We start from the raw sequence: 26,418 nt of genomic DNA, 5'->3' as shown, positions 1-26,418 counted from the left end.
AGTTCAATTATTCACCTCTTAAATGTTCGATAGGATTTACCAGGGCTGATTTTATAGCATGGAAACTTACGGTGAGCAAAGCGATGGCCAGCGCCATACCTCCTGCAATCGCAAATACACTCCAATTGATATCGATCTTATATTCGTAATCTTGCAGCCATCCATTCATCAGGTAGTAGGATAAAGGAATTGCCAGAATGAGGGATATGATGATCAGGGCGAGGAAATTCTTCGTGAGAAGCTGGAAAATATTTTCGACAGAAGCACCCAGCACCTTCCGGATACTCATCTCCTTATTTCTTTGTTCGACCATATAGGCTGAGAGGGCAAAGAGGCCCAGACAGGCTACGAAAATGGCGAGTATAGCAAAACTGGTAAAGATGGATCGAATCTGTCCTACGCCTTCATACATTTGGGCAAAAGACTGGTCCATAAACTCATAGCGGAAGGAAAGATTGGGCATAAACCGGGACCATTTCGCATCCATATTTGCGATGATACCGGAAACTTCATCTGCCTGTACTTTCACCGAAATAATAGAAGGACTAATCCCCCGGAAGAAACACAAAGGCTGTACTTTTTCTTCCATGGTATTGAAATTGAAATCCTCCACTACCCCTATGATCTCGTAAAGTCTTCCGTAGCGAGAAATCTTCTTTCCTATGGGTTCTTCCAGGAAAAGACGGCTTACCATTTCTTCATTGATGATAACGGCATCATCATCTGTGGTCATTTCTTTGTTAAAATTTCTTCCCTCCTTTAGGGTCATTCCCAGGGTTCCCAAATAATCTTCATCAATGATCCAGGCTTGTCCCGGAACGGTTGGATCGATATTATCTCTTCCTTCATTGACAAAGGAGTTCCCATTTCGTTTGGTTCCTTCTATGGGCAGGTAATCACTAACACTCACACTGCTTACCCCAGGCATTTCTTCCAATTCCTTTTTGAAGGTACTGACCTGATCTTCCAGCATATTGGTTCCATACAATTGGATCACTTGTTCTTTCTCAAATCCAATCTTTGAATTGAGGATGAAGTCCATTTGCTTATTTACAATCAGAGTGCTTACAATCAGGATGATGGAGATGGCAAACTGAATCACAACCAGACTGCTCCTGAGTCCCCCGGATTTTGCATTGGCATGCATTCTCCCCTTTAAGACAGATACAGGATTAAATTTGGATAGGTAAAAGGCAGGATAAAGTCCGGCCATTATCCCGATAACTATTGCCGCTACAAGTAAGCCGGGAATAAATAGAGGATTTGACCAGGGGATCACCAGATCAATGCCTGACATTTGGTGGAAGTAGGGCAATAAGAGTACAGATAATATGCCTCCGACCAGGAAGGCGAAGAGAGTAATTATTACCGATTCCATCAGGAATTGACCAATCAAATGCCCACGCACAGCTCCTATCACTTTCCGCATACCTACTTCCTTGGCGCGATTGATAGATTTTGCAGTTGATAGATTGACGAAATTGATGCTGGCAATAACCAGAATAAATATGGCTACAATCCCGAAGATCCAAATGATTTTGATGTCATTTCTGGAGCTGGCTTCAAAAGAAATCTGGCCCGAACGCAAATTGATATCCGTTAACGCCTGCAAAGCTATACCCGAACTATCTTCTATCGTCTCATACATCGCAAAGCCTCCTTCTTTCATGGCGGGTTTCAAATAGGTCAGGATAATATGGCTTGCCAATTTATCTCCGAATTCATCCGGATCTGTGCCCTCTTTTAAAACCGCATAGGTGAAATAATTGCTCTGAAGCCAGCGAGTTTGTTCCCCTGGACTAAACTCTACCTCAGTCAGGGTTATGAGGAATTCATAGTCCAAATGAGAATTACTGGCAAAATTTTCCATAACCCCGGATATAGTGAAGGGATCCTCTTTATCTCCATTGAGGAACATTACCTTCCCTACAGGATTTTCATTCTGGAAATATTTCTGCGACATCTTCTCAGAGATCACGATCGTCTTAGGCTCAGCAAGGGCTGTCGCAGCATTTCCATAGATCATCTGAATGCCCATGATATCGACCATAGACTGATCTGCATAGGAAAAGCCCTCTTCGTGAAATTGCATAGGGTCATCCCCAAACTGAATCTCATTGCTCCCGGCTCCATAAAAGAGCCCATTGTCCATGAGTCTACCGGAATTTTCTACCTCCGGAAAATCAGCAACAAGAGTGGGTGCCATAATGGCTGAGAAGTGAATCCCATACTCCATCCTACCATCAATTGAAAAATTATTGGTCAGACGATATACATTGGATGCATTGGGTACCTGACTGTCATAGGTACTTTCGTGGTTGATGTATACAGAAATCAATATACAAGCAGCAACTCCTATACTAAGTCCAAGAATATTGATGAAGGTAAATCCCTTATTTCTGCTAAGGTTTCTCCAGGCGATTTTTATATAGTTTTGGAACATGATTATGTGCTTTTATTCAGTTTTTAAACTTGTAACGGGCTTTGCGTTCGCAGCTTTTATGCTTTGAAAGCTAATGGTGATTAAAGTAAACAGTAGGGAAGCGAAGCCTGCGAGTAAGAAAATCCACCACTGGATGTCTATGCGATAGGCAAAACTTTCCAACCAGCTAATCATGGAATACCAGGCTAATGGAGTTGCGATGATCAATGAAATCATCACGAGCTTGAGAAAATCTTTAGAGAGTAGAGTTATTATGCTGCTGGTTGAAGCTCCCAGCACTTTGCGTATGCTTATTTCTTTGCGTCTTTGTTCTGCCGAATAACTGGCCAGTCCAAAGGCACCGATACATGAAATAGTTATGGCTAATACTGAAAATATCCACAGAAGGCTGTTCAGCTTTCTTTCTTGTTCGTACATGGCTCCAAATCCTTCCTCAACGAATTGGTAGTCTATAGGATAGCCGGTCTCAAAACTGTCCCAGCTTTGCTTAACAGAGGCTATGACCTGGCTAAGTTCTTCTGTATTTATTCGAAGGGCCATTTTCCAATAGGCTCCCGGATAGATATGTAAAACTGTACTTTGAACTTCCTCATGAAGACTTGTATAATGAAAGTCCTTTACTACGCCAACCACTCTTCCTTTTTTAACCTCACCTCTTTCATTCCACTTATCCCATTCCAGTGCTTTGCCTATAGCTTCTTCCGGGCTGCTTCCCAATCCCAGGTTTAGCATGGCCGTCTCATTTATAAGAAATGCTTCTTCAACATCGGTTCTTATCTCTTTGGAAAAATCTCTACCCGCAAGAATTTCCAGGCCCAGGGTTTTGACATAATCATGATCAACACAAAATATTCGGGCTGAAAGGTTTCTTGGATTCTCACCGGGTATCCTGATATTATCACCTGATACAATATCTCCGGGAATTCCGAAGCAGCTACTTGCTGAAGTTATACCTGGCACTCTTAGGAATTCAGCTTTTGTGCTTTCAAAATCATTGAACATGCTTCCCCTCATAGGAAAATGAAGCAATTGTTCCTGCTCGAAACCCAGATCCTTTTTCCCCAGGAAATCAAATTGCTGGAATACAATAATGGTGGTTATAATCAGCAAAGTGGACAAGCTATACTGTAAGGTCAGCAAGCTCTTTCTCAAAGATTGAACACGACCTCTCGGGAGCATTTTTATCCCTTTTAAAGCTGCGATTGGACGAAAGCCTGAGATGATCAAAGCGGGATAGGCTCCTGAAAAAATCCCGGTAGCCAGAATTATCCCCAACATCATCAACATGATCAGGGGACTTTGGTACCAGTCAAAGCTCAGGTTTTTACCGGTAAATTCATTGAGCTCAGGAATAAAAAAATGAGTGATTTGGGCAGCAAACAACATGGAGATGGCCACGATGAATATGGCTTCGCCCATAAACTGTAGTGCCAATTGGCTTCGCAATGCTCCAATTACCTTTCTGACACCTACTTCCTGCGACCGACGGAAAGCCTGAGCCGTACTTATGTTGATGAAGTTTGTACAGGCAATGAATAATAGAAATAAGCCTATCAAAGATAATCCCAGTACATATTGGTAATTTCCTTTTTGGGCAGGATCGTTTCTAAAGCTCGAAGAATGCAGATGTATGTCTTCCAGCTTCTGCAAATTGAGGTAATAGGTAAATCCCATTTTTTCCGTTTCCGGATGGGCATGTTTCTCTACATAGGTCCCGAGCTTATCAACAAATTGAGGAATATCTGTTTGAGGGTATAACTTCACATAATTTGAAAAATCCTGCCACACCCAGCTTTCCATTCTTTCCTTAGGTACACTTGACAAAATCCCTGCAAAAGAGCTCAGGAAATTTATATCCAGATGAAAATGATCCCCTAGAGGCTCGAGCACAGCCGATACTTTATGGATGTTCCCGTTTATGCTCAGGGTTTCGCCTACAGGATCTTTATCTCTGAAGTACTTCTGCGCCAAGGGATAGCTGATGACTAAGCTATTTGTACCTTCAAGGGCCGTTTTGGGATCTCCATAGCGTAGAGGTAAATGGAAGATTTCAAAGATTGAAGGCTCTGCAAAAAATCCATTTTCTTCCAAAGCACTGATCTCTCCGTATTTGAATAGTTGTTTTGATCTTATGTTGAACATTCTCAGCGTCTGCTCAACTTCCGGGAATTCATGTTTGAGACTAGGCGAAATTGCCGGAGAGGTCCCGGCCCAACTTGCTTCTCCGCCTGCTCCATTTCTCTCAGCATATACTCGGTAACTTCTCTCAGCATCCGGATGCTTTTTATCATAGGATAGTTCATCCTGTACAAAGAGTCCGATTAATAGACAGCCTGCAAGACCTATCGTCAGGCCAAATACATTGATGAAGGTATAGCCCTTATTCTTGATAAGGTTCCTCCAGGCCATTTTGATATAATTTTGTAACATGACGTTAGCTGTGAATTAGGAGTATTGAATCAGTCATTTTGAACTTTTCTTCTATTCTGCTCGCAAGGATTGAATAGGATTAGCCGTTGCAGCTTTGATCGCCTGATAACTCACAGTCAAGAGAGTTATACTTAAGGCGCCGAGACAGGCAATCAGGAATACCCACCAGGAAATGGAGGTATGGTAGTCATACTTATGTAGCCACTCATGCATGAAATAGTATGCAAGGGGAACAGCGATGAAACAGGCGATCAGCACAAGTCCAATAAAGTCTTTTGACAAGAGTTGCCACAAACGAGGGACACTAGCTCCCAGAACTTTTCGAATACCAATTTCCTTGGTTCTTTGCTCCGCGACATAGGAAGCCAATCCAAAGAGACCCAGGCAGGAAATGAATATGGCAAGGGCAGTGAAAAATGCAGCGAGGCTTGCAATTCTTCTTTCATTGCCAAATTTCTTGGCGAATTCTTCATCTACAAATTCAGCATCAAAAGGGATAGCCGGATTATGGGAAAGGAAAACCTTTTCTATTTTTTGTAAGGACTCAAGCGGGTTCTTTTCCGGATGCAATTTGAGGATGAACACATTTTCCTCTTCTGTAGAAAGATGAAACAGGGAAGGTCTGACAGGCTTATACGGAGATTGAATTAGCATATCTTCAACCATACCGATTATCGTATAAGCTTTATCATTCCAGCGAAGTTGTTTGCCTATGGGATCTTCCATTCCCATAAAATCTGCCGCCGACTTATTCACGATGAATGCAAGTGAATCCATCCCAAAGTCTCTGGAAAAATCTCTCCCCTCAATGATATTCCATCCAATGGTTTTCCCATATTCATAATTCACCGAATTATTGGGAAAATCAACTGCAAAGTCAGGGTCTTTCCCTTCCCATTCAATGCCTCCATTGGTATTCCAAACAGCAGTAATAGGACTCTGGGCTTCTGTCATCTCTACAATTGCTCCTGCATTTATCAAGCTGTTACGAATGACCTCCAGGTGTTTATGCGTTTCAGGATTGGTTCCTACAGTTATGAGTCCATCTTTTTGGTAGCCTAGCGGTCTATTTTGAGCATGTTTGATTTGCTGATAGACGATAAAGGTTCCAATAATAAGGGTGATGGAAATGGCAAATTGAGAAACAACCAGGATTTTGCGAGGTATAGCTCTGGTTTTACCTGTTTTGATAGCTCCCTTCAATACAGTAACCGGATTAAAAGAGGACAGATAAAGTGCAGGATAAACCCCTGCCAGGATACCTGTTAGGAAACTAAAAAGGATACCTAATAACCAAAAGTAGGGATTTGTCCAGAGGATACTAATCTTTGAATCTGCCAGTAAATTGAAATAGGGCAAGATGAGGATTACCAGAATTATGGAGAAAAGAAAAGCGATAAAACTGATCAGGATAGACTCACTAAAAAACTGACTCACCAGTTGGATTCTCAAAGAGCCAATTGCTTTTCGGATGCCTACTTCTTTTGCCCTTTTTTCTGAACGAGCTGTACTCAAATTCATAAAATTGATACAGGCAAGAAGCAGCACGAAGATCCCTATTATTCCAAACAGGTATACATTGTCGATACGCCCACCTGTATTTATGCCATTTTCGAAATTGGAATAGAGATGCCATCTGGACATGGGTAGCAAGAATACCTCAGGCTTGAATTTCTTTCCTCCTTCTGAAACACGATTTAGCTTGATATCCTTGAGAAGAGTAGAAACATATGCTACATCTGCCTGCTCTGTCAACTGAGCAAAAGTCTGGGTAAAATTGCTTCCCCAGGGATTTTCCATTTTCTCAATCCAGGGGTTTTGACTCAAGTATAATTTCCATGGCAATATGAATTTCATGGTATAAAAAGTAGAGGTCTCTGGCAGGTCTTTATACACTCCACCAACAGAGAGATCGACTTTATTATCCAGGCGAATAATCTTCCCTACAGGATTTTCCTCTCCAAAGAAAACCTCAGCTACAGATTCAGATAACAGGATAGAATTTACTTCATCCAATCCATTTCTTCCTCCCCAAACCATATCCAGGCTCAACATTTCTGTCACCCCGGATTCAAAGTAATTTCCAGATTCAAAGAAGAGTTTGTCCCCATATGCCAAAGCACGATTATTGTTCCACGAGGCCTGCAATACATGTTCGAAATGATCGCCATATTCACTGCGAATAGCTTCCCCCATAGCTGCGGGGTTAGACACCTGGGAACCGATCAAGCCATTGTAGTTGTTGTGCTGCCATACCTGAACAATTCTATCATAGTTCTCAAAGTTTTTGTTAAAAGATAACTCTGAGAAGATCCAGAGACCAATGAGGATAGTCACAGCCATTCCCACTGAAAGACCTCCTACATTTATCGCGGAGAATCCTTTATTCGCGACAATATTTCTCCAGGCTATTTTGAAATAATTCTGTAGCATAATTTTATTCCGTTTTTAGGCTATCCACTGGATTTGAAAGCGCAGCCTTGAAGGTTTGAAAACTGATGGTAAGCATGGCGATTAGGAGTGCAGCAATTGCCACAGAAGTGAATACCCAAATAGAAATGGGAAGTTGGTACTCAAAACTCTCCAACCATTTGTTCATAAAGATCCATCCTAAAGGAAAGGCGATGAGGATGGCGATCGCGATTAGTTTGATAAAGTCTTTGGATAAAAGGGCCACAATAGAAGCGACGCTGGCACCGAGTACTTTTCGTATGCTTATTTCCTTGGTTCTTTCCTGTCCGATGAAACTTATAAGTCCGAATAGCCCCAGGCAGGAGATAAAAATGGATATGATTGCGAAATAATTGGCGAGCCTGGCTGTCAACATTTCAGCTGCATACATTTCTTTGTATTGGTCCAAAAGAAAGTCATAGTGCAAGGGCAAATCAGGAAGAATTTCTTTAAAAGCAGCCTGAACGCTATTAAGTGCTATAGGCATTTCTCCTTCATGGGCCTTTACATACATCCAACCGGCATCATCTTGTTCAAGTAAGAAAGCGGTAGGAGCAATCTTATCATGCATGGAACGATTATGAAAATCTTTCACAACTCCTGCAATTTCACGAGGAGCTCCCCACCACTGGATAGTTTTTCCTATGGGTTCCTCTATACCCATAATTGAAATAGCTGTCTCGTTAAGAACGATGTAGGTAGTATCAATTTTTTGTCCTTCTCTGTAGTAGCTTCCCGCGACCAGGGGGATATCAAAAACCTCTGGAAAATTCTGGGCGGTCCACACCATGCTAAATTCGATGTGTTCCTGGTCCAGCCGTTTACCAGGCCATGATACGCCGCTGGTTGATGTAACTATATTCAAAGGCGAAGGTCCCACCAAACTCACTCCTTCAATTCCCATAGAATTTTCGAGTTTTTGTTTGAGAGCGCTATATTTTTTTGTCAGAGATTCATCCTGATGAATAGAAATCATGTTGTCTTTGCTGATTCCCAGGTTTTTGCTGTGGATGTATTGAATCTGATTTTGTACCACGACTGCTCCAAGGATGAGCATGAGCGATAAAGCAAATTGGATGATTACCAATCCTTTCCTTACCGAAGAGCCTATCCCGGAACTATTACTCTTGGATTTGAGCACATTGATCGGGCGGAAAGAAGACATGATAAAGGATGGATAGGCTCCCGTTAGCAAAGTCGTCAGGAAATAGATCAGCAAGATGCCTATCACAAATATGGGTTGCCGTACATCCATGCTAAGCAGCTTATCAGAAAGCTCATTTACCTCCGGAAGTAGTAAACGTGCAAACAGCAGGGCTAATACCACAGAAATCAAGGTTATGATGGCAGCCTCTGTCATGAATTGCCCGACAAGCGTTTTCTTATGAGCACCCAGTACTTTTCTTACTCCAACTTCACGCGCTCTTTTTGTAGCGATTACGGTAGCCAGGTTTACAAAATTGATTGAGGAAATGATGAGTAAGAGTAAAGCTGCGAGGGAAAAAGTTTGAACATATTCTATTCTACCTCCACTTATCTGAGCCCTTTCATCAAACTGACCATAGAGATAGTGATCTCCATATTTTTGCAGCAAACAACCTTCTTTCTCATCTCCGGAAATATTGGCTTGAAAGATGGCTTGCAGTTTTTCACCCACCCTTGTTGGATTAGCACCTTCTACCAAACGAAGAGCTCCAAACATGCCATTGTTTCCCCACTCTTCCATCCACTCATTTTTGTCGAGGTAATTGAAAAAACTGTAGTAAAAATCATTCTGAAGAGAAGAATTGGAAGGGAAATCTGCATAGACTGCTTCCACACTAAAATCTCCATTATCCAGAATACTTATCACCTCTCCTAAAGCTTTCTCCCGCCATTTTTGACCAAAAATGCGTTCAGCCAGATTTTCCGAAATCGCTATAGATTCTCTTTTTTCATCCAATTGTTTGATATCCCCGATAAGGACGGGATAGGAAAAACTCTCAAAGAAATCAGCATTGGTAAAGGTACCCTGAGCACGAAAATCTTCATCTCCGATGCGAAGATTATCTTCAAAGCTTTGGCCCAGAGTTATATAGGCTTCAACTTCTGGCAATTCTTCAACAGCTGCATTTAGGAGTGGGAAACTGACTCCATTGATAACATCCAGCACATTATTTTCCAGAGGAACGGTCCGTTTGACTCGATAGAGACGATCTCCTTTTTCGTGGAATTGGTCTGTGCTATACTCATCCTTTACCCAAAGAAACATGAGAAAAAAGACCGCTAATGAGATAGATAGTCCTACCACATTGATCAAAGAATAGGTCTTGTTTTGGATCAGGTTTCGGATCGCTAATTTGAAATAACTCTGTAGCATAATCTTTTAGTCTGTTTTGAGCCTTTCAAGAGGATTGAAAAGCGAAGCCTTGAAGGGATGAAACCGAAAACCAAGCATGACAATAAGGAAGGCAGCAGATGCTACTAATGCTAACTCCCAGCCTGAGATGAGGTACTCATACTCAAAGCTCTCCAACCATTTTATTCTGAATAATAGCATACTTACCAAAGCCTTATGCAGCAAACAGGAAGGGTATGCATTCCTGAAAATGCTAGCGTGTTGAACGATATAATGGGATGTGTTTTGTGCGGACGACTCGAATAGATTTAAACGAGGCTGTTTTCAGTTACCTTTTGTCCATCCAGCATACGGATAATGCGGTGAGAGAACTTGGCGTCATGTTCACTATGGGTAACCATGATAATGGTAGCGCCCTGGCGATTCAGATCCGTAAGCAAATCCATCACTTCATTTCCATTGCTACTATCCAGGTTTCCCGTTGGCTCATCCGCCAGAATGAGGTTAGGATTATTGATCACTGCTCTTGCGACAGCCACCCTTTGTTGTTGACCTCCGGAAAGCTGCTGAGGAAAGTGCTTCCTTCTATGCATGATCTCCATTTTCTCCAGCAACTCATGTACACGCTTTTTGCGCTCGGATTTCTTTACGCCCGTGTAAATCAGCGGGAGTTCCACATTTTCGTAGACAGAAAGTTGGTCAATGAGGTTAAAGCTTTGGAAAACAAATCCAATGTGGTGTTTTCGGATATAGGCTCTCTTGCGCTCATTGTAATTGCTCACTTCTTCTCCATTGAAAATGAAGCTGCCTCCATCAGAATCATCCAGCATACCCAATACATTGAGCAGGGTAGATTTTCCACATCCGGATGGACCCATGACGGCTACAAATTCTCCTTTTTCAACTTCAAAGGTTAGCTTATTAAGGGCGATCGTCTGGAGTTCATCCGTTTTATAATATTTTTCCAGATCGGTAACTTTTATCATGATTTTAGTGTTAGTGTTTTGATTTATCAGACTAGTGCGGGCCTTTCCCGCCTGCATTGATCTTTTTTATTTTAGAACCAGTTCTTCTTTGTCTCCATAATTGGCATAGCTGGAAGTGATTACTTTGTCTCCCGGCTGCAAACCTTCAAGAATTTCAAAAAACTCTGTATTCTGGCTCCCCAATTGGATATCTGCACGATAAGCCATCTTTCCATCTTCTGTCAATTTGAAGACCCAGTTGCCACCAGTTTTCTGGAAAAAGGCTCCTTTTGGAAGCAAAACAGCTTCTTTCTCTGCACTCAAAGCCAAACGAATTTGAAGGGATTGTCCTCGGCGGATACCTTCCGGGACTTCCTTGTCGAAAAGCATATCGACCTGGAAGCGCCCGTTAGTAACCTGTGTATAGACTTTTTTGATGATGAGTCGATATTCCTTTCCACTAAAAGTGAAGGTTCCTTCCTGTCCTGCATAGATGCGAGAGATATAATGCTCGTCTACATCCACCCGTACTTTAAATCCGCTCAGGACATCAATTTGTCCCAAACGTTCTCCTTTGACTTTGGATTGACCGATTTCGGCATCCAAAGAGGTCAATTGACCTTCGACCGGAGCCCTTACTACCAGGTCTCCTACCTTCTTCCGCATCAAAGCCAGCGCACTTTGGGTCCTTGCATAAGAGTTTTTAGACTGAGCGATCTCCTGGCGGCTCGAAATGGAGTCTTCTTTCAAGATTTCCCTGGCCAAATCCATTCGCTGCTTCTGGTAGTTGAAATTATTTCTGGATTCTTCAAACTCCTGGCTTCCGATGGCTTTCTCCTCAAATAATTTGGTATTGAGTTCGAAAACTCTCTCAGCCTCAATCAGGGCATTTTCCACATCCGTCATTTGATTGAGACGATTGATGGTGTTTTGGCGGGCCGCATTCTGTGAGATTTGCATTTGGGTAAGCAAATTATATACAGCCGTTTCCTGATTGATCAGGCTAAGTTCCAAATCCGTATTGGAAAGGCGGAGAATAGGTTCTCCCTTTTTCATGATTGTGCCGTCTTCCACAAATAACTCTTCCACTCTTCCTCCTTCCAGAGCATCCAGATAGATAGTAGTAATGGGAAGTACGATTCCGCTTACGGCTATCTTTTCCTGAAAACTTCCTTCTGTGATATCACTGATCATGAGGAATTCTGAATCAACATTCAGACGAGAATTATTTCCGGAAAGATTTAAGGTATAGATGATAAAAGCCAGTAAAAGAACTCCCCCAAATATGGTGGCGATCCTTCCGACTGTAAATCTTTTCTTTTTAATAGGTATGTCCATAGTGGATTATTTATTCATTTTAAGCCCTTCACAACTGTGCCATTAGTACAAGTATTTGATTTTCAGTCATTTGATTTTCAGCTACCTTACAAAGGTGTTCGCTTTTGATACAATTACTGTTCGGATGTGGGCAATTTCAGTGCAGGCTAAATATCAGGATTATTGTAATTTGGTCTAACAACACAGTTAAAATATGCTACTAAAGAACTGCAACTTATTGGTTATTGATGATGATGAAGATGTGCTTACGGCCATGAGCATGTTGTTCAAATCCCAGGTAAAAGAGGTTGTTACAGAAAAAAATCCCAATAAACTCATCTCCATTCTCAAGAGTAAAAAGTTTGACCTGATTATCCTGGATATGAATTTCAACCGGATGATCAATACGGGTAATGAAGGAATCTATTGGTTAAATACAATCAAGGGAATTGACGCTGAAGTGGATGTCGTTCTTATTACCGCCTATGGAGATATGGATCTTGCCATTAAATCCCTGAAAGAAGGAGCTTCTGATTTTTTTGTCAAACCCTGGGAAAATGAAAAGCTGGTAGATTCGATCAAGGAGATACTGTCCAAAAAGAAATCTGATAAAAAAGAAAAATGGAAACCACAGGCAAATCAGGTTCAATTGCTGGGGGAAAGTGATTTGATGAAGGATGTCTTTTTCAAGCTGAGAAAAATTGCGCCTACTGATGCCAACATCCTTATCCTTGGAGAAAATGGTACCGGGAAAGACCTGATCGCGCGAGCCTTGCATGAGAATTCTTTGCGCAAAGATCAGCCATTCGTAAAAGTTGATGTGGGCGCTCTAACGCCCAGCTTATTTGAAAGTGAATTATTTGGGCATAAAAAAGGAGCATTTACCGATGCAAGAGAGGACAGAAAAGGGAGATTTGAAGCAGCAAATTCCGGGACGCTCTTTCTTGATGAGATTGGGAATATCAGTCTACAACAACAAGCCAAATTGCTTTCAGTTCTACAAAATCGCGAGATCATTCCTTTAGGCTCCAATACTCCTATCCCCGTAGATATCCGCTTGATCTGTGCCACCAATGTAGGCATGGAATTTCTGTCAAGAGAAGAGAACTTTCGCAAAGACCTTTACTATCGAATCAATACCGTAGATATTCTTATCCCTCCCCTCAGAGAAAGGGGGAAAGACATTCTCTTACTTGCTCGTCATTTCATCGAAGTTTATACAGAGAAATACCTTAAACCGAGTCTCAACCTGGAAGAAAGCTTTATAAAGAAACTCAAATCATATCACTTTCCGGGTAATGTGCGGGAACTTCAATATGTATTAGAGCGAGCAGTCATTATGGTTGAAGGCGATAGTTTGACAGACTCAGATCTGGTTTTCTCACCCATAGAAAGTCCCAAATCCTCTACAGAAAGTGATGAGTTAAATCTGGATGCTGTAGAAAGAAATACGATCCTCAAAGTGATCGAAAAGAATAATGGGAATATTTCCAAATCCGCCAAAGAATTGGGAATAACCCGAACCGCGCTGTACCGCAGATTGAATAAACATGGCCTATAGAAAATACAAGCTCAGTTTGGTGCTAAGGGTATTGATCCTATTCTTATCACTGCTTGCCCTGGCCTTTGCCATTAGCTGGCTGGATTTCCAGGACAATCTTTCCATTTCCTTATTGGTTCTGGTACCGCTAAGTGGTATCTGCTTCTTTAGTACCAAGAATTTTCTCCGCTTTACAATCAGGCGTTTTGGGGAAATGGATGATTTTTTTGAGTCAATCAAATACCGGGATTTTTCCCGCTATTTCAATGAAAAATCGGGAGCCCAGGATATACGAGAACTCCGCAAAGGTTTCAATAAAGTTAATGATACCTTTCTCCAAATAAATGCCGAAAAAGAAGCTCAACATCTTTATTTACAGAAAATCCTGGAATTGATCGAAACGGGAATAATAGCCTATGATACGGAAAATGGTAATGTACTTTGGATCAATGAAGCCTTTAAAAAGACCCTCAATGTTCCTTCCCTCAAATGGATTCAATTCATCGCAGAGCGCAAACCTGAACTCTATCAAAAAATCTTCAAAGGCAATCATTCGCAGGGCAATATCATCTCTATTGACAATGGAGAGAGCATGATAAAAATCATGATTTCCAGCAGCAATTTCCAAGTAAAAGAGGAAGCTTTCAAACTGATTGTTATTCAGAATATAGATGATCCGCTTAACCAAAATGAATCCGAAGCCTGGAAAAAGCTACTCAGTGTGATGACCCATGAAATCATGAACTCAATTGCACCTATTTCCTCGCTGGCTGGAACCTTACGACAAAAAATTCGCCTGGCTCTGGAAGATTCAGAGGAACATCCTTTAGAGATGGAGGACCTCAAGTTGAGCATAGAGAGTATCAGAAGTCGGAGTGAGGGATTGATGAAATTTGCGAAAACCTATCGGGGACTCAATAAAATTGGTGAGCCTAACCTCAAGCTTGTACCGATCTATCCTTTATTAGAAAACATTTGCAATCTTTTACAACCCTCTCTGGACAAAAAGAATGTGGACCTTGAACTGGAAATTGACAATCCGGACTTAAAGGTCGAAATAGATGCTTATCTAATCGAGCAGGTCCTGATCAATTTATTGCTAAATGCTATTGAAGCCTGTAAAGATGTTGAAGAGCCCAAAGTAAAAATCCTCGTGGAAAAGAATACCCATGGAAAAACCATCATCAAAGTAGCAGATAATGGCAATGGAATTCCGGAAGAAATTGTAGATAAGATTTTCATTCCTTTTTTTAGCACCAAGAAAAATGGGAGTGGTATTGGGCTCAGTCTTTGTAAACAAATTATGCTCATGCATAAAGGAAGGATACAACTCAATACCCGGGAAGGAAAAGGAACAGTGATTAGTCTCCTTTTTTAGCCATAATGAGCAGAAATTTATGAAGCCAATTTATATCTTTTTAGGCCTGACTCTATTAATATCCTGTAGCGATAGCAGGCGAAAGGCAATAGAATCCGCCCCTTTGATTAGTCGAACGTTTACCGATGATCAGGGAACCGAAATAACACTAAAGAGACCTGCCCGGCGTTTAGTATCTCTGGCGCCCAATATCACGGAGATGATCTATGCAATTGGAGCTGAAGACAAATTGGTAGGGAGATCCGAAGCCTGTAATTACCCTTACGGGGTTTCAGAAATAGATGAGGTGAGCCTGAGTCCGGTTTTAGATGTTAATTTTTTACTGGACCTCCAACCGGATTTGGTTTTTACTACAGATGAAAGTTTTACCCGAGAGCAGATTGATTTATTAAGGAGAGAAGGCCTGGAAATCTATGTACAATCGTACCGAAGTCTGGCAGATATTTATGATCGGATCAAAGACCTGGGAGAAATAACAGGAGCAGAAGAAAGAGCCAATTTTGTGGCAGATTCTCTGGCAGCTTTGGAAGCGAGGATTGTAGATTCTACCCAAAATCAGGTCCAGTACGGAACCATGATGTTGGTGGGTAATCAGCCTTTGGAAATAGTTGGCGATAAAGGGATACTTGGAGAAATTTTGAGTAAATCCGGAGCTAAGAATGTTTATGCGGGGATTGATTCTGCTTTCGTCCACCCTACAGAAATGCAGGCGCTGGAAAAGCAAGCCGAATTTCTCATCATTCCCTCTACCAATGATCAATTTTATGCAAATCTTCTCGTTCAGTATCCTGCCCTTTATAATACACCTGCAGATGCCTTGAAACAGGTTTATGTCATTGATCCGGAGATTTTGTACCGCCCCGGCCCGAGGATATTAGAAGGCCTGATGGAGCTAACACAGATCCTGCATAATCGCTTGAAACGAGAGGTTTTTGTGGAGTAGGAAAGTGTTGTAGTGTTATGGTTTTGTAGTTTGCCAGGTTGATCATCGATCAGAACTACCCAACTCAACTACAACACCATAACACTTGCTAAGCTCTTTTGGCTTCTAACACTTACTTCGTCTTACACGAATTTTACACATTTTCTTAGGTGCACAAAAGCATCTGAGTTCTCTTCGGGGTTGAACTTTCCCATCCCCATTTCGATCGTACCAATACATTTTACAATCCGAGCAATTGCTTTTATCACAAGAGAAAGTATAACAGACACCATTTCTTTTCAGGGTAACGGGGCCTCTACTAACTCTAACTTTTTTCGGGACGGAAATTTTCTTTGCTGTAGCTGCAGAAATATGGACAAATACACGCTTTGAAGCAGGTGTGAATATAAAAGCCTGGTTTAGTTGAGCCTGTGGAAGTTTCACATTTTCTCCCATTTCAAATCTGGGTTCGGCTTTGAAATAAAGTAAGGTATCATTAAGCTGAGCCTGAGAAGTAGTACTCAAAGCCGTGAGTAAAAAAGTAAGGGAAGCGATGAGGATAGTTTTGAGTTTCATTTCCAATAAATTTTGTAGGTGATACTGTTTGTTTATTTCCCTTTGGTATGTCCTGGGAAGTAAAACGTAACTATCTGCAAGGAATCAATAGACAGAAAACTACTTTTTTCTTTGGGAGAATAACCAATCGTATACAAAAGGATTTTGATCAAAAGCGGGGTTCCAGGAATCATGTCCTCTACCTTCAAATTCTGTATAAATGGGATTGCCTCCTTTTTCTCTGATTGCCTGTATCATCTTTCGCGAAAGTTCGGCAGGAACTACTCCATCATCAGCCCCATGAAAACACCAGATCGGAATGTCCACATATTTGTCTGCTTGTTTTACATCTCCACCACCACAAATGGGAAAAGCTGCAGCAAAGCGTTCGGGATGTCGGGCTAGCAAATCCCAGGTTCCAAATCCTCCCATAGAAAGCCCCCCAATATAGACTCGCTCTGGATCGATGGGATATTTCTCCAACATTTCATCCAAAAGCTCCATCACCATACGAGCTTCATCCGTGGGATTTTCTTTCATCGACAAATTCCTCCCTCTTTCAAGATTTGCCCAGCCTTTATCCTTAGGACATTGAGGAGCCAGAATAAAAGTTGGATATTTTGCCCGCATATCTCTATTTACAAACCTTTTCATCACATGCACCAATTGCGCCCGATTATTATCTCCCCTTTCCCCTGCCCCATGTAAAAAAATAATCAAAGGGTATTTTTCGCCCTTATCAAGCTCATCAGGTTGCATAAAACGATACAATAGTTCATTTCCTTTGGTATCTTTATAAGACTCTGCCTTGAAAGCTTCGTATAGCTGAGCCTGTAAAAAAAGGCCGCTAAACATGAGGAGGAGGAAAATACTTAAATATTTGCGCATAATTTGGGTGCGATTATTGAATAAGAATGATACGAAAATCCTGAAAATTATCCCCGTATCTGAAGAATATTTAATATTTTTGCATTCATTTTTTCAGCGACCCTTATTTTTCTATATGGATCACATTCGCAATTTCTGCATCATTGCTCACATCGACCACGGTAAAAGTACCCTGGCGGACAGGATGTTGGAGTCTACATCAACCCTCACAGAGCGGCAAATGCAGAATCAGGTATTGGATAGCATGGACCTCGAGCGGGAGAAAGGAATTACCATCAAAAGCCATGCGATTCAGATGTATTATAAGAAAGAAGGCAAAGACTATACGCTGAATCTGATTGATACGCCCGGACACGTAGACTTTTCTTATGAGGTTTCCCGAGCCATTTCTTCATGTGAAGGAGCCCTTTTGGTAGTAGATGCAGCTCAGGGAATCGAGGCACAAACCATTTCTAATCTTTATTTGGCACTGGAACACGATCTGGAGATCATTCCGGTTCTCAATAAAATTGACTTACCTAGCGCAAGAATAGATGAAGTAAGTGATGAAATCATTGACCTGATCGGTTGTGATTTGGAAGATATTGTGCATGCAAGTGCAAAAAACGGAATCGGGATCGATGACATCCTGAATCGAATTGTGGACGTAATTCCTCCACCAAAGGGAAATCCGGATGCTCCTTTGAAAGCGCTGGTATTTGACTCAGTCTTCAATCCTTATAGAGGTACTATTGTTTACTTCCGGGTTTTTGATGGAAGCATAGCCAAAAAGGATTTGATTCAATTCATGGCTACCCAGGCAGAATATGAAGTGGATGAGGTCGGGGTGTTACAGCTGAAGCAAAGTCCGATGAAACGGATTGAGACTGGCAGTGTGGGATATATGGTTGCCGGAATCAAAAATCTGACGGAGGTTAAGGTAGGTGATACGATCACCCTGAAAGAGAATGCTGCTGAATCTGCAGTGCAGGGTTTTCAGGAAGTAAAACCGATGGTATTCGCAGGGATTTATCCCGTCGATACAGATGACTTTGAAGAATTGAGGGATTCTTTGGAAAAATTGAAGCTCAATGATGCTTCTTTGATATATCAGCCAGAAACTTCTGCCGCTTTGGGCTATGGATTCCGTGCGGGATTCCTGGGCATGCTCCATATGGAGATCATTCAGGAAAGACTGGAGCGTGAATTCAATATGACAGTTATTACAACTGTTCCAAACGTTGGATTTAAAGCCGTGATGACCGATGAAGCAGTAGTTGAGATCAATAGTCCTTCTGATCTCCCTCCTTTGACACGGATCAAACATCTCGAAGAACCCTTTATCAAAGCCCAGATCATTACCAAAGCAGATTACATTGGTAAGGTCATGGAACTCTGTATAGAAAAGAGAGGAAAATTCGTGAACCAGGTTTATCTGACTACCGACCGTGTAGAGATTGGATTTGAATTGCCCCTGGGCGAAGTTGTTTTTGATTTCTTCGACAAACTCAAAACCATATCCCGGGGATATGCATCCTTTGATTACGAACTCATGGGATTCCAGCCCTCCAAACTGGTAAAACTGGATATACTGCTTAATGGAGATCAGGTTGATGCTTTGAGTGCATTGATTCACCGCGATAAAGCCTTTGAATTTGGCAAGTCCATTTGCCGCAAGCTCAAGGAGCTTATTCCTCGTCAGCAATATGAGGTAGCGATTCAGGCAGCCATCGGTGCCAAGATCATTGCCAGAGAGACCGTAAAAGCCTTGAGAAAGGATGTAACGGCCAAGTGTTATGGTGGTGATATCTCACGTAAACGTAAACTGCTGGAAAAACAGAAGGCTGGTAAAAAACGTATGCGTCAGGTAGGGTCCGTTGAAGTTCCGCAAAGTGCTTTCCACGCGGTCTTGAAACTGGATTAAGCAAAACCTAAATATGCGCCGAAAATTCACTTTCGGTTTTGTCATGGGAGCAATAGTACTCCTCTTTAATTGTACTGCTGAAAAATCACAGCAGGCCAATCCCGAACCTTTTAGTCTGAATCTGCCAACCCACTTTCCGGAGCTCATTTCTCCAGAAGGCAATGAATTGACGGAAAAACGCATTGAGTTGGGGAGAAGGCTGTTCTATGAAACAGCTTTATCCCTGGATAGCAGCCTTTCCTGTGCAAGTTGTCATCTGCAAACGGCAGCCTTTAGCGATCACAATCCCATCAGTATTGGAATCAATGGCAAAAAAGGGAATCGCAATGTTCCGACCCTGGCAAATATTGGATACCATCCTTATTTCTTTGCAGAAGGAGGCAGCCCGAGTCTCGAGATGCAAATGATTGGTCCGATCTGTTCGGATAGTGAATTGGGCTTCAATGCCCGAGAGCTTATCACCAGACTAGCAGGAGATAGCTATTATGATTCTTTGGCTCAGGAGGCTTATGGACGAAAGATGGATCTCTTTAGCCTGACCCGATCCATTGCCGCATTTGAAAGAAGCCTGATTAGTGGAAATTCTGCCTATGATCGCTTCCTGCAAGGAGATCCTACGGCCCTCAGCACATCGGCTAAAAGAGGATTTGAAGGCTTTATGGGGAAATGGGGATGTGCCAATTGCCATTCCGGACATTTGCTCACCAATTACCTCTTTGAAAACGTAGGTCTGTACAAAGAATATAAAGATCGGGGTAGAGTACTCATTAGCCTGGATGAGAAGGACGTGGGAAAATTCAAAGTCCCAACTTTGAGAAACATCGCGCTTACCTATCCTTATATGCATGATGGAAGCATCGCCACCTTAAGAGAAGTCATAGACTTTTATGAAAAAGGAGGCGAAGATCATCCCAATAAACATATGTTTGTCCGCAGAAGAAGGATGAGCGAAGAGGACAAAGCAGACCTTCTCGCCTTTATGCACAGCCTGACTGATAGCAGCTTTTTACAAAACCCTCAGTTTGCCCCTCCTAAAAAGTAAAGCCCGCCAAGGCTGAATTGGCGGACTTATAATTAAATAAAAAGGCTTATGTCTTTATGTCTGGGTCTATATGGCTTCAACCAATAACCATGACATATGTTTACCTACAATCCTGACGGGTATGTCATTTTTCAGGAATCCGGATTTGCTTTCAGCCTCAAACTCCTTTCCATCAATTTCCACAAGTCCGGTCAATCCCAAATTTGTCAGGGTCTTACCCGTCTTTCCGATCACTGAGAGGTACTTTTTACTAAAAGTATTTTCATCAGGAGGTTCATCGTCAGGCCTGTTAAACAGACCTTTCATTAGGGACTTAATCAAATTCATAGGTTGTGTTTATTTGGTGTTTAGATTCTTTTCTTAATCAAAAAAGCCCCGTCAGTTTAGACAAGGCTTTTCAGAGTAGAATCCGGTTGTTCGATTGAAGGATTCGATCTTCCGGTTCGGGTTCTTCAAAGCCTGAGTGCTTGACGTTCTCCGCCAATAATGTCCAAATATGTAATGAATACTGCTTCATGCGTGTCAAAAGCTGATGTATTATTCTGCCCTTTAAAAAACGAATTCACTCGAAATTAGTTACACATAGATATGTTTATTTAAGAATTATCTATAATTTCAGCGCAGATTAAACAAAGACCTATTAAAATATTATGAATCAGGCTACTACAAATCCCCAGGCCGTTTCCGAGGACCTACTCACCTCACTGGAGTTATTCTATAAATGGGAAAAAATCAAGCCCAACGCCGTCTATCTACGTCAGCCCCTCAATGGCCAATGGCATGATTTCACCTGGGCCCAGGTAGGAAATGAAGCAAGACGTATCGCTGCAGCACTCAGAGATATGGATCTTCCGCCTCATAGCAAAATAGGCCTGGTATCTAAAAACTGTGCAAGATGGATCATTTGTGACCTGGCCATCAAAATGAGTGGACATGTCTCAGTTCCATTTTATCCAAACCTGAATGCAGATCAGCTGAGGCAGCTCCTGGAGCATAGTGAATCCCGGGTTCTCTTTGTAGGGAAGTTGGATGATACCCATGCGGTTTACAATGGAGTACCCGACAATGTCAGATGTATTTCCTTCCCCATCTCTACTGCTGAGAAATTTGAAAAGTGGCAAGATCTCTTGGATAAATATGAGCCAGCAGCTGAAGATCACAAACCAAATATGGACGATCTGGAAACCATCGTATATACTTCTGGAACAACCGGAACCCCCAAAGGGGTCATGCAAAAATACTACACTAACTGCGCCGGCAATAAACCTACCCTGGAACTCACAAAATTTGATCAACTCAAAGATCCTACTTTCTTTTCCTACCTGCCTTTGAATCATGTAGCGGAAAGAGCATTGGTGGAAAATGGCAGCTTCCTTACGGGTGGCACCATTTATTTTGTAGAATCCCTGGACACCTTTGCTGCTAACCTTCAGCATGCAAGACCTTCGGTTTTTCTGGCCGTTCCCCGAATCTGGACCAAATTCCAGATGGGTATTTTGGATAAAATGCCACAAGAGAAACTTGACAAGCTCCTCAAAATTCCGATCGTCTCCGGTCTCGTAAAAAGAAAAATTCAGAAAGGCTTGGGATTGGATAGAGCTGAATGGTTGATTTCTGGAGCCGCCCCTATTTCAGCCTCAACCATAGAATGGTTCAAAAAAGTAGGCATCAAAATCAGCGAAGGATATGGCATGACAGAAAACAGTGCCGTCTGTACAATCAATCCCAGAGAAGCCATACGTGTAGGAACTGTAGGGAAACCTTATCCAGGCTGTGAACTTAAGGTTGATCCTGAAACTCAGGAACTTTTGATGAAAGCTGACTGGGTGATGGATGGATACTACAAAAATCCGGAAGCAACTGCTGCTGTCATAAAAGATGGATGGCTACATACGGGAGATATGGCTGAAATCACTCCAGAAGGCTACATAAAAATCACGGGTAGAGTAAAAGATATGTTCAAGACTTCTAAAGCAGAATATGTCATTCCTGTGCCCATGGAGCGCATGTTTGCTTCAAATACACTGATCGAACAGGTTTGCGTAGTTGGCTATGGACTCCCCCAGCCTTTCGCCCTTGTCAATCTCTCTGAAGGTGCTCGACATATGGACAAGGCAGAGGTAGAAGAAAGTTTGACAGATACCCTCATAGCAGTGAACGATTCGGTAGCTGACTACGAAAAGATCAACAAGTTGGTGATTACGGCAGACCTTTGGACGGTTGAAAATGGCCTTATGACCCCTACCCTTAAGGTCAAGCGTAATGTTATGGATGCCCGATACAAAGTCCGCATGGAAGAGTGGTACAATGAAGGGGAGAATCCTGTGATCTGGGAATAATATACCTGTTTAATGAAAAAGGCAGGGCTTTTCCTTTATTTCGAATTTCATCTCCAAAATTGAAATTACATGGACCTTAAAGGAAAAGTCGCGATAGTAACCGGTGCTAGTAAAGGAATCGGAGAGGCAATCGCCTATGATCTCGCTAAAGCAGGGGCAAAAGTTGTTATCAGCAGCCGAAAGCAAGAAGCAGTTGATGAGGTAGCTGCAAGATTTCGATCAGAAGGACTGGAAGCGGTAGGCCTCGCCTGTAATGTAGGAAAAGTAGAAGAGATCCCGGGCTTTGTAGAAGAAGTAATAGCAGAATATGGAGGGATAGATATTCTGGTAAACAATGCGGGTACCAGTCTACACTTTGGACCTGTCCTGAGTATCATGGATTGGCAATATGACAAGACCTTTGATGTCAACCTCAAAGGTCCCTTCGAACTCAGCCGTCAGGTACATCCCCATATGAAAGTTCGCGGAGGAGGTTCTATTATAAATATCTCCAGTGTTGAAGGCCAAAGTCCTAGTCAGGGATTGGGCGTTTATAGTGTTTCTAAAGCGGCTTTGATTATGCTGACGAAAGTATTCGCACAGGAATGGGGAACGGACGGAATACGGGTAAATGCCATTTGCCCCGGTTTCATCAAAACAAAATTGAGTAAAACTATGCTTGAAAATGAGCAGATCTATAAAATGATCATGTCTCAACAAGCCATCAAATACGACGGTCAACCCAAGGATATTGCAGGTCTGGCAACTTTGCTGGCAAGCGATTCGGGCGCCTTCATAACCGGAAGCATCTTTACCGCTGACGGAGGTCTAACTATATAAATCTAAATTCGCAACATCATGCTGAAAAGCAAAGCCTTTACCCTCGCCCAAAGACCCATCGGATTTGCCGATGAAAAGACCTTTAATTTTGAAGAGCAGCCGCTTCGCGAGCTCGAAGACGGAGAAGTTTTGGTTAAAATCCTCTACATCTCATTGGATCCTGCTATGCGGGGTTGGTTGAATGAAGGAAAATCCTACATCCGTCCGGTACAAATCGGAGAAGTCATGCGTGCAGGTACTGCCGGAATTGTCGTAGACTCCAAAGCCGATGGCTTTGCAAAAGGACAATATGTAACCGGAGGCGGAGGGGTACAGGAGTACCATATTGCCAAAGCCAAAGATCTGGTAAAAGTAGATACAAGCTTTGCTCCCCTACCTACCTATTTATCCGTATTGGGGATGCCAGGAATGACGGCCTATTTTGGTATCCTGGATACCGGGCAACCCAAAGAAGGAGAAACTGTTCTCGTATCTGGTGCTGCAGGAGCGGTAGGATCTGTCGTAGGCCAAATTGCCAAAATCAAAGGCTGTAGAACCGTTGGTATAGCAGGAGGACCTGAAAAGTGCCGCTATGTCATAGAAGAATTGGGCTTTGATGATTGTATTGATTACAAAAACCAGGATGAGCACCTGAGATCTGCTATCAAAAGAACCTGCCCTCAGGGAGTAGATGTATATTTTGATAATGTAGGTGGAGAAATTCTGGATACAGTTTTGACCCGCATAAATATGAAAGCCCGCATAGTCATTTGTGGCGCGATTTCTCAATACAACAATACTAGCCCTGTAAAAGGCCCAAGTAATTACCTTTCCCTATTGGTAAACAGAGCCCGAATGGAAGGAATCGTTGTATTTGACAATGTTGCTAATTACGGAAAAGCAGCTAGAGAAATGGCCGGATGGATGGCAGAAGGCAAACTCAAAAACAAAGAGTATATCGTAGAAGGATTGGAAAATTTCCCCACTACCCTCATGAGACTTTTTGATGGAAAAAAAATGGGGAAACTCGTCCTCAAAGTTGCCGATGAGTAAACCATAATTGTTCAAAAGATAAAAAATCCGGGAAGCTTCTTCCCGGATTTTTTTTATATCTACCACCCAAAGGAAAATTTGGAAATCGAAATATTTTCCATAGCTTTGGACTGAATTTCATCCTGCATTTTCAAATTTGATAGTAAGGGAATCTGCATGCTAGTTTCTGACGACGTACTGAAGCAAATCACAGAAGAGGTAATTCCATTTCATAAATTTCTCAATCTTCAATTATTGGAATACCGCGAAGGATTTTCAAAACTCTTGATTCCTTTTCGGGAAGAAGTAATTGGAGATCCGAGAACCCGACGATGGCATGGAGGCGTGATAGCTACCGCTATGGATTCTGCTGGCGGAATAGTCGCAATGGGTACCCTGAAATCACCTAAAGAGAAAGTCTCAACCATCGATTTACGGATTGATTATTTAAGAGGAGCTGGCCCTACAGATCTCACCGTTACGGGAGAGCTTGTAAAAAATGGGAATCGTGTTATCTCTGTAAAAATGCAAGCCTGGCAGGAGAATGGTGAAAAACTAGTTGCTGAGGGTCGTGCGGTTTTTAGTGTTTATAGATCAGAAAAATGATTGGGGAAAGCGTAGAAAAGAAAAATATTTATATACGGGGCTCTTTGAAGCTCTTTTTGAAATATGGAATCCGGAGTGTAACTGTTGGCCAGATCACTCAGACGCTCAATATTTCGAGCAAAACCCTCTACAATATTTTCGGAGACAAGACAGGACTGGTACGTGAATGTTTTGACCTCTATAAAAACGACTCTCAGCTGGAATATAATAGCCTGAAAGAAAATGCCCAGAACATAGCGGAAACCCTGATCAAATTTTATCGCCGTTCCGTTGAGGCCTTCAATCGGGTAAATCCAAATTTCTTTAACGACATCGCCAAATACTTTCCAGAGCTTTGGGACAATGATGAAGCTTTTGGAAAACACAGGACACAGGAGTTGTTGGTTCAAGGCATCAATGAAGGCATATTTGTGGCCCATGTAGATACGGAAATCGCCTCTCGTACGATCACCATTCTACTAAAAAGTATGCTGGAAGACGAGGCCTTTTATACCCAGGGAAATGAAGCCCTTTTCTCTAACATCATCTGGCCTTATCTGAGAGGCATTTGCACCCAGAAAGGAAGGGAAGAATTCAGGAAATTCAGAAGTAGTCCTAGCTAAAATCTTCAGCTTCCCGCCTCAAAGTCATCCACCTTTTGAAACTCTCTTCCTACGATGGCATCATAGCCTTGAGGAAATAATCTCGCCATTTTATCCAGGAACCAGGCATCCCCTCCAACCAGAATTCGCTTCTTGCCTTTAGCCATGCCTTTAATGATGATTTCAGCTGCTTTTTCAGGGGTGGTCTTTGCCACTTTATCAAAACCGGCTATCATACTTTTTTGTCGCTCTTCATCGGCATAAGAAGATTCCACTTTTCCCCATCTCACAATATTGGTCTTTACTCCTCCAGGATGAATGGCAGATACTTTCAATTTGCTTCGCTTGAATTCCTGACGAAGGCTTTCCGTATAGCCGCGGATGGCAAACTTACTGGCACAATAGGTCCCTTGAGATGGCACACCGATCATTCCGAATATACTGGATACATTGCTTAACCAGGCTTCTTTTTGCTTTAGCAAATGAGGGAGAAAGGCCTGACAGCCATATACCATTCCCCAGAAATTGATATCCATCAACCAGTGAAAATCTTCCATTTTGGCCTGAGCCATAGGAGTTGTAAGTGATACTCCGGCATTATTGATCACAATATCAACCGAAGGAAAGTCTGCTGCCACCTGATCCGCAAAAGCATAGATCGCATCTTTATTGGATACATCGAGGGTGTAGGCTTTATAAGTCTTTCCATATTGCTCAAGACTGGCACGTGTTTCTTCTAATTCTTGAGGGCGAATGTCTGCGATCGCAACATGGCAACCGTATTTGGCAAATGCCTGAGCCAGTGCTTTACCGATTCCGGAGGATGCGCCTGTAACAACGGCGACTTTATCATTAAAAGGATGCATGTAGTAGTAGAATTTAGTTTTCCC

21 protein-coding genes are annotated in these 26,418 nt (G+C 42.2%); 10 read left to right on the top strand and 11 right to left on the bottom strand.

The genetic code is table 11. The features are described from left to right. Positions 1–7 precede the first annotated feature (7 nt). From R8P61_09025 to R8P61_08995, 7 genes are all read right to left on the bottom strand, one after another. Positions 8–2,443 (bottom strand): ABC transporter permease, encoded by a 2,436-nt coding sequence (locus tag R8P61_09025; protein MDW3647193.1) that lies wholly within the window; start codon positions 2,441–2,443, stop codon positions 8–10. 12 nt (positions 2,444–2,455) lie between these two features. After that, the gene (locus R8P61_09020; GenBank protein ID MDW3647192.1) at positions 2,456–4,873 is read right to left on the bottom strand and encodes an ABC transporter permease; all 2,418 of its coding nucleotides are present in this window, start codon (positions 4,871–4,873) and stop codon (positions 2,456–2,458) included. Positions 4,874–4,924: 51 nt separating this feature from the next. Then, on the bottom strand, positions 4,925–7,306 hold the full coding sequence (locus R8P61_09015) for an FtsX-like permease family protein (protein ID MDW3647191.1): 2,382 nt from the start codon (positions 7,304–7,306) through the stop codon (positions 4,925–4,927). A 4-nt stretch (positions 7,307–7,310) separates the two neighbouring features. Further along, the gene (locus R8P61_09010; GenBank protein MDW3647190.1) at positions 7,311–9,683 is read right to left on the bottom strand and encodes an FtsX-like permease family protein; all 2,373 of its coding nucleotides are present in this window, start codon (positions 9,681–9,683) and stop codon (positions 7,311–7,313) included. A 6-nt stretch (positions 9,684–9,689) separates the two neighbouring features. Then, entirely contained in the window at positions 9,690–9,863 is a 174-nt protein-coding gene (locus tag R8P61_09005) for a hypothetical protein (protein ID MDW3647189.1), read from the bottom strand. 107 nt (positions 9,864–9,970) lie between these two features. After that, on the bottom strand, positions 9,971–10,648 hold the full coding sequence (locus tag R8P61_09000) for an ABC transporter ATP-binding protein (GenBank protein ID MDW3647188.1): 678 nt from the start codon (positions 10,646–10,648) through the stop codon (positions 9,971–9,973). Between the two features lie 66 nt (positions 10,649–10,714). Continuing rightward, positions 10,715–11,965 (bottom strand): efflux RND transporter periplasmic adaptor subunit, encoded by a 1,251-nt coding sequence (locus R8P61_08995; protein MDW3647187.1) that lies wholly within the window; start codon positions 11,963–11,965, stop codon positions 10,715–10,717. A 193-nt stretch (positions 11,966–12,158) separates the two neighbouring features. Here R8P61_08995 and R8P61_08990 point away from each other — a divergent pair, with 193 nt between their 5' ends. Genes R8P61_08990 through R8P61_08980 form a run of 3 tightly spaced genes read left to right on the top strand, consistent with a single transcriptional unit; the run spans position 12,159 to position 15,805 of the window. Further along, entirely contained in the window at positions 12,159–13,505 is a 1,347-nt protein-coding gene (locus R8P61_08990; protein ID MDW3647186.1) for a sigma-54 dependent transcriptional regulator, read from the top strand. Further along, on the top strand, positions 13,495–14,862 hold the full coding sequence (locus R8P61_08985; GenBank protein MDW3647185.1) for a HAMP domain-containing sensor histidine kinase: 1,368 nt from the start codon (positions 13,495–13,497) through the stop codon (positions 14,860–14,862). The genes R8P61_08990 and R8P61_08985 overlap by 11 nt, the downstream gene beginning before the upstream one ends. 19 nt (positions 14,863–14,881) lie before the next feature. Then, the gene (locus R8P61_08980) at positions 14,882–15,805 is read left to right on the top strand and encodes a helical backbone metal receptor (protein MDW3647184.1); all 924 of its coding nucleotides are present in this window, start codon (positions 14,882–14,884) and stop codon (positions 15,803–15,805) included. A gap of 105 nt (positions 15,806–15,910) precedes the next feature. On the opposite strand, the gene R8P61_08975 is transcribed toward R8P61_08980, so the two are convergent. Together R8P61_08975 and R8P61_08970 are read right to left on the bottom strand one after the other, a co-directional pair. Then, entirely contained in the window at positions 15,911–16,360 is a 450-nt protein-coding gene (locus R8P61_08975; GenBank protein MDW3647183.1) for a hypothetical protein, read from the bottom strand. A gap of 99 nt (positions 16,361–16,459) precedes the next feature. After that, positions 16,460–17,227 carry a prolyl oligopeptidase family serine peptidase gene (locus R8P61_08970; GenBank protein MDW3647182.1) on the bottom strand — a complete coding sequence of 256 codons (768 nt, stop codon included), beginning with the start codon at positions 17,225–17,227 and terminating at the stop codon, positions 16,460–16,462. A gap of 115 nt (positions 17,228–17,342) precedes the next feature. Here R8P61_08970 and lepA point away from each other — a divergent pair, with 115 nt between their 5' ends. Further along, on the top strand, positions 17,343–19,130 hold the full coding sequence (gene lepA, locus R8P61_08965) for a translation elongation factor 4 (GenBank protein ID MDW3647181.1): 1,788 nt from the start codon (positions 17,343–17,345) through the stop codon (positions 19,128–19,130). Positions 19,131–19,143: 13 nt separating this feature from the next. Next, the gene (locus R8P61_08960; GenBank protein ID MDW3647180.1) at positions 19,144–20,172 is read left to right on the top strand and encodes a cytochrome c peroxidase; all 1,029 of its coding nucleotides are present in this window, start codon (positions 19,144–19,146) and stop codon (positions 20,170–20,172) included. 66 nt (positions 20,173–20,238) lie between these two features. Here the strand turns inward: R8P61_08960 and R8P61_08955 are convergent, their stop codons facing one another. Then, positions 20,239–20,499: an NfeD family protein gene (locus R8P61_08955; GenBank protein MDW3647179.1), complete on the bottom strand. Its 261-nt coding sequence runs from the start codon at positions 20,497–20,499 to the stop codon at positions 20,239–20,241. A 323-nt stretch (positions 20,500–20,822) separates the two neighbouring features. Between R8P61_08955 and R8P61_08950 the strand changes: the two genes are divergently transcribed. From R8P61_08950 to R8P61_08930, 5 genes are all read left to right on the top strand, one after another. Then, on the top strand, positions 20,823–22,511 hold the full coding sequence (locus tag R8P61_08950; protein MDW3647178.1) for an AMP-binding protein: 1,689 nt from the start codon (positions 20,823–20,825) through the stop codon (positions 22,509–22,511). 69 nt (positions 22,512–22,580) lie between these two features. Further along, positions 22,581–23,330, top strand: a complete 750-nt coding sequence (locus tag R8P61_08945) for a glucose 1-dehydrogenase (GenBank protein ID MDW3647177.1) — start codon at positions 22,581–22,583, stop codon at positions 23,328–23,330. A gap of 18 nt (positions 23,331–23,348) precedes the next feature. Further along, positions 23,349–24,362 carry an NADP-dependent oxidoreductase gene (locus R8P61_08940; GenBank protein MDW3647176.1) on the top strand — a complete coding sequence of 338 codons (1,014 nt, stop codon included), beginning with the start codon at positions 23,349–23,351 and terminating at the stop codon, positions 24,360–24,362. A gap of 156 nt (positions 24,363–24,518) precedes the next feature. Continuing rightward, the gene (locus R8P61_08935; protein MDW3647175.1) at positions 24,519–24,947 is read left to right on the top strand and encodes a PaaI family thioesterase; all 429 of its coding nucleotides are present in this window, start codon (positions 24,519–24,521) and stop codon (positions 24,945–24,947) included. Continuing rightward, a complete protein-coding gene (locus R8P61_08930; protein ID MDW3647174.1) occupies positions 24,944–25,549 on the top strand; it encodes a TetR/AcrR family transcriptional regulator in 606 nt (201 codons plus the stop codon). Before R8P61_08935 ends, R8P61_08930 begins: the two co-directional genes overlap by 4 nt. A 5-nt stretch (positions 25,550–25,554) precedes the next feature. Here the strand turns inward: R8P61_08930 and R8P61_08925 are convergent, their stop codons facing one another. Further along, positions 25,555–26,394: an SDR family NAD(P)-dependent oxidoreductase gene (locus R8P61_08925; GenBank protein ID MDW3647173.1), complete on the bottom strand. Its 840-nt coding sequence runs from the start codon at positions 26,392–26,394 to the stop codon at positions 25,555–25,557. Positions 26,395–26,418: the final 24 nt, after the last annotated feature.

It is taken from the genome of Bacteroidia bacterium (genome assembly GCA_033391075.1).
Lineage (GTDB): Bacteria > Bacteroidota > Bacteroidia > J057 > J057 > JAWPMV01.
This window is presented reverse-complemented; position numbering and strand designations above follow the sequence as displayed.

Coding starts and splice junctions, on each gene's coding strand:
- R8P61_09020 (MDW3647192.1), bottom strand. CDS start 4,873: ATGTTACAAAATTATATCAAAATGGCCTGGAGGAACCTTATCAAGAAT.
- R8P61_08970 (MDW3647182.1), bottom strand. CDS start 17,227: ATGCGCAAATATTTAAGTATTTTCCTCCTCCTCATGTTTAGCGGCCTT.
- R8P61_08935 (MDW3647175.1), top strand. CDS start 24,519: ATGCTAGTTTCTGACGACGTACTGAAGCAAATCACAGAAGAGGTAATT.
- R8P61_08945 (MDW3647177.1), top strand. CDS start 22,581: ATGGACCTTAAAGGAAAAGTCGCGATAGTAACCGGTGCTAGTAAAGGA.
- R8P61_09015 (MDW3647191.1), bottom strand. CDS start 7,306: ATGCTACAGAATTATTTCAAAATAGCCTGGAGAAATATTGTCGCGAAT.
- R8P61_08955 (MDW3647179.1), bottom strand. CDS start 20,499: ATGAATTTGATTAAGTCCCTAATGAAAGGTCTGTTTAACAGGCCTGAC.
- R8P61_08975 (MDW3647183.1), bottom strand. CDS start 16,360: ATGAAACTCAAAACTATCCTCATCGCTTCCCTTACTTTTTTACTCACG.
- lepA (MDW3647181.1), top strand. CDS start 17,343: ATGGATCACATTCGCAATTTCTGCATCATTGCTCACATCGACCACGGT.
- R8P61_09025 (MDW3647193.1), bottom strand. CDS start 2,443: ATGTTCCAAAACTATATAAAAATCGCCTGGAGAAACCTTAGCAGAAAT.
- R8P61_08985 (MDW3647185.1), top strand. CDS start 13,495: ATGGCCTATAGAAAATACAAGCTCAGTTTGGTGCTAAGGGTATTGATC.
- R8P61_08925 (MDW3647173.1), bottom strand. CDS start 26,394: ATGCATCCTTTTAATGATAAAGTCGCCGTTGTTACAGGCGCATCCTCC.
- R8P61_08990 (MDW3647186.1), top strand. CDS start 12,159: ATGCTACTAAAGAACTGCAACTTATTGGTTATTGATGATGATGAAGAT.
- R8P61_08960 (MDW3647180.1), top strand. CDS start 19,144: ATGCGCCGAAAATTCACTTTCGGTTTTGTCATGGGAGCAATAGTACTC.
- R8P61_09010 (MDW3647190.1), bottom strand. CDS start 9,683: ATGCTACAGAGTTATTTCAAATTAGCGATCCGAAACCTGATCCAAAAC.
- R8P61_08930 (MDW3647174.1), top strand. CDS start 24,944: ATGATTGGGGAAAGCGTAGAAAAGAAAAATATTTATATACGGGGCTCT.
- R8P61_08995 (MDW3647187.1), bottom strand. CDS start 11,965: ATGGACATACCTATTAAAAAGAAAAGATTTACAGTCGGAAGGATCGCC.
- R8P61_09000 (MDW3647188.1), bottom strand. CDS start 10,648: ATGATAAAAGTTACCGATCTGGAAAAATATTATAAAACGGATGAACTC.
- R8P61_08940 (MDW3647176.1), top strand. CDS start 23,349: ATGCTGAAAAGCAAAGCCTTTACCCTCGCCCAAAGACCCATCGGATTT.
- R8P61_08950 (MDW3647178.1), top strand. CDS start 20,823: ATGAATCAGGCTACTACAAATCCCCAGGCCGTTTCCGAGGACCTACTC.
- R8P61_08980 (MDW3647184.1), top strand. CDS start 14,882: ATGAAGCCAATTTATATCTTTTTAGGCCTGACTCTATTAATATCCTGT.
- R8P61_09005 (MDW3647189.1), bottom strand. CDS start 9,863: ATGCTATTATTCAGAATAAAATGGTTGGAGAGCTTTGAGTATGAGTAC.